Origin of the sequence: Leuconostoc sp. BM2, from assembly GCF_002095565.1 — a bacterium.
GTDB classification, from domain to species: Bacteria; Bacillota; Bacilli; order Lactobacillales; family Lactobacillaceae; genus Leuconostoc; species Leuconostoc falkenbergense.
In genome coordinates this window covers 1-3,556 of sequence record NZ_MOWQ01000070.1, presented here as the reverse complement: position 1 = coordinate 3,556, position 3,556 = coordinate 1, and the positions used below count along the sequence as shown (strand labels likewise).

Below are 3,556 nucleotides of genomic sequence, written 5' to 3'. Positions count from 1 at the left end.
TCACGACATCCAGTGCCAAAAAACTCCGCGACCTATGCTTCACAACCTATTTTAGAATAAATCAAAAATAGGTGAAGACTATCTCCGCCGAGATTAATCTTCACCTTTAATGTTAGTAAGTTTTATTGTATCGACTTTCACCATTATCAAACAACACAGTTTCATTATTAAACCATTGTTGTGCTGTTCGTTTACTATCAAAGCCACGTTTTTTAACTCTAACTTTCTGACCACCATTGATTAGATAGCCGTCTACCTCCCATGTTTTACCTTTGGATGTTTCTATTTGTTGTACTTTCATAATTTATCCTTACCAGCAAGTAAGCAGTGTTTGAAGATAAATAAAAAAGCATGTTCACACGCTTTCATTATTTCACACTGTTATGATGTTGTTGTTCGCTTAACCCTTTCTTAAACATTGTTAATCATAATAATGTCTCACAGCCTCATCAATTTCATCACGATTGTATCTTTTGCCATGTTCTGTGGGATAACCTTTTACCTTGCCTGTCTTCACGTATCGTTTGATAAAAGTATTATCCGCCACACTGATGTATTTGTGCGCTTCACAACGCTTTAACCACATAGCCCATTGCTGGGGATGATTATTACTTGCTGTCATCTATTCTCCTTTCCACACTTCAAGTATCAATTTATTTACATATCGTTCAATGCCGTGTACATTGATGTCTTTAATCGCCATTGCTAGTGCTAACCTGCCTTTATATACTAGGTGCATGCTGATTGACTGCGCTACATATACATCAAAACGCTTATGGTATTTATTAGCGTTGACGTTAGCTGTCCGTTTACTCGCCATAGGATGTGTTTCTTGATAAGCTCTGGACTTATTTCCGTGCGTTGTAAAACTCAAAACATAATTGATAGCTCTACGATTAGTTAGCTTGCGTCTGATCAACTCATCCATGACTAAATTAAACACATATACATAAAACATGGTGCTTTCTTTCTCTGCATAGGTTTTTTCGGGTCGTGGAAACCTACTCATTAAATCGTTGATATTCATAAAAACTTTCCTTACTAGTAAAATACAACCTCTGTATTTTAATGTTCATAAGCTAAACCATTGGAAACGTTGATTTTCAGCTACTAAAAATGTCCGTTTATTTATGTTTGTTTTTGTCTATCTATCTCTAAAACTATGCCACCAAGCGTACAATCCGCCTTTCTTCAACTCAACATCAAACTGTGTGACTTCGTGATCTGATTGTTTAATCTCTCGTTGCTGACTTTGCCATAACTGTTGTATTTGCTCTGGTGTGAGTTCGTGCTTAACAAAGTTATTTTTATCAAATTGTCGATAATCATACCCCAAAGCCTTTAACGTGTTATCTAACATATTAGTCAAATGCTTTAGTGTGTCATATTGGTGGTCTTGGATCACTTTTAAATTTTCTTGCTCAATATTTCGCTTCACTAAATAATGAATACGTCTATGTTGTTCAAAGATATAACCAATTAATGCTATAAATATAAAGCCAACTATATAATTCATTTCATCCCCTTTTCGGTTGTTTTCTGCTAATTTTGTGGCTCGTTCCAAAAGACAAGCCTATGATGTGCCGTTGCTTTTTTGATTTTGTAGCCTGTAACCCTTGATATAACTGACTTTTATTTTTTGTGCCAAATGTTCCAACTTTTTTTCATACTACACACTATATAGGCTTATTTATTTTTTTTATGAAAAGTATTGGAACAAATGGCACAAGGTGTTAAACCTATGCGCCACAAGCGTTACAGCGTTTTGGCTTTGGTACAAAAAAAGCACATTTTGATGACAAATGCTTTTATACCATGGCTTCAACCCCTGTTTTTATGGAACAAATTACCTTTATTCGTTAAAATACGGGTCTAAATCTAAACCGTCCCAACTCCAGACAGGGTACTCTGTCGTCTTGCCCGTTTGATGTGAACGTGTCTTTATTTTTTTATATCCTAACTGCTCCATACGGCCATTAAACTGCTTACGTTGTAATTTGCTGTGTATACCATTATCTTGTAACCATAATTGAAATAAGTCCCACGTTTGAGAGATACTAACGCCACCGCTATATAAATTGTCATCTTCTCTCGTAACATCTTTTAAAAACATAGTGACTAAATTTTGACGTTCTAGCCATTCTCTTGTTGCTGTTTCAATCTCATCACTGGTTGAAAACTTGCCCCGTTGCTTGGCTTGTTGATAAGCTGTTAAAACACTATAAGCAAATGCGCCTACTTCCTTAATAGCTTGTTTTTCATCCCACAATAACGCTCGCTTGGCTTGTTCTTGTGGTCGCTCTCTGGCTCTTGGTGCTGTCACGGGTACAATCTTGATACGCTGTGATAATGCTACATTGACGGCTATGTTAGGGGTCTGGTTAGCGCCAAACAACAACAAAGCATAGAATTTTAAACTTAATGCGTCTGCATTCTTGGCTTCAACGTCTATTCTGTCCCCACCCGATAGACTGCGTAATGTGTCGGGAACTTCGATACGAGTGTCTGGTAGATCTAAATGAATGTTACTCAACTTCTCAAATAGTCCGATTAGTCCAAATCTTGCACTCTTGCCGTTACTACCTGCGATTGTGTCCATATCCTTTGCGACAATGTTTTTAGTTCCTAGTAGTGGGAAGACAATGCTATCAAAGAAATAACTTTTACCAGTCCCACCCATTTCATCCACAATAATTGCGATTGTATTAAATGTTTTATACTCGGGGATGAAAGCATAGCCTAGTAGCTCTTTGATAAACTGCCATGAGTTACCAAATAAATAACTGCCCCATGCTTCAATGTTAGGCGCTTGTCCGTCCTTGTTAATCTCAATATCATGGCCATTGACTAGATAATGTGATTGTTGATTAGGTGTGATGTTACCTGTCTCAATCTCATAAGTCCCATTTTTAAAAGCGATAATGTCGGTACGTTGGTCTTCAAACGGGTTGTGTTCACTAATCGTTTGAATAAGTGTTGTCTTGCTCACGTCTTGCATGCGCTTCACATTGTAAGCATGGTATCGTTTCAACTTTTCTAATGCTTCACGTTCAATATAAGCCCTTGCTGATTTCTCGGTTAGGTTTTCCCATGATATGCCATTGTATTTGTAGTATCTAATGCTCCCATTGAAAGGTACACCAATGACGGGGCTATCTTTGATGATTGCTTCACTCAATTTCAAAGTGTCAATGCCTTTCACATCCCCGTTATCATTTGTGTTTAACCAATCAGGGATAGTCTGCCTTGTTGGTAATGCTGTTGTGTCAATCTCTGCCATACTCACTCATCCTTGCTCGTTTTTTCTCCTCACGTCTTCTAGCACTCATATATACGGTATTGAGTTCATGATCGGGTAATGGTTCGTTACTCCGTTCATTGACTGACTGCATAATGTCATAAATATCTTGTGGTGTGACATCAATGGCAAACAGATAACCTGCTAAACTCATAGCTTGATTATTTCGTTCGCCTGTCACAAAGCCATTAATTGTCATTTTCCACCTGTCTGCAAGGCTATATTTTGCCTTGTAAGTATGACTAGGTCTATCAGTAC

General features: G+C 37.5%; 6 protein-coding genes. All 6 read right to left on the bottom strand.

Features of this window, described 5'->3' with window-relative positions:
* Positions 1-112 precede the first annotated feature (112 nt).
* A complete protein-coding gene (locus tag BMG01_RS10245) occupies positions 113-301 on the bottom strand; it encodes an Arm DNA-binding domain-containing protein (protein WP_004911523.1) in 189 nt (62 codons plus the stop codon).
* 120 nt (positions 302-421) lie between these two features.
* Positions 422-622, bottom strand: a complete 201-nt coding sequence (locus BMG01_RS10240; protein WP_004911518.1) for a hypothetical protein — start codon at positions 620-622, stop codon at positions 422-424.
* Positions 623-1,027 carry a hypothetical protein gene (locus tag BMG01_RS10235; protein ID WP_036066542.1) on the bottom strand — a complete coding sequence of 135 codons (405 nt, stop codon included), beginning with the start codon at positions 1,025-1,027 and terminating at the stop codon, positions 623-625.
* Between the two features lie 117 nt (positions 1,028-1,144).
* Positions 1,145-1,516 carry a hypothetical protein gene (locus tag BMG01_RS10230; RefSeq protein ID WP_004911510.1) on the bottom strand — a complete coding sequence of 124 codons (372 nt, stop codon included), beginning with the start codon at positions 1,514-1,516 and terminating at the stop codon, positions 1,145-1,147.
* 336 nt (positions 1,517-1,852) lie between these two features.
* Positions 1,853-3,280: a phage/plasmid primase, P4 family gene (locus tag BMG01_RS10225; protein WP_004911508.1), complete on the bottom strand. Its 1,428-nt coding sequence runs from the start codon at positions 3,278-3,280 to the stop codon at positions 1,853-1,855.
* Positions 3,267-3,556, bottom strand: a 290-nt coding sequence (locus tag BMG01_RS10220) for a primase alpha helix C-terminal domain-containing protein (protein WP_198939948.1), incomplete at its 5' end; no start/stop codon positions are given. The genes BMG01_RS10225 and BMG01_RS10220, both read right to left, overlap by 14 nt.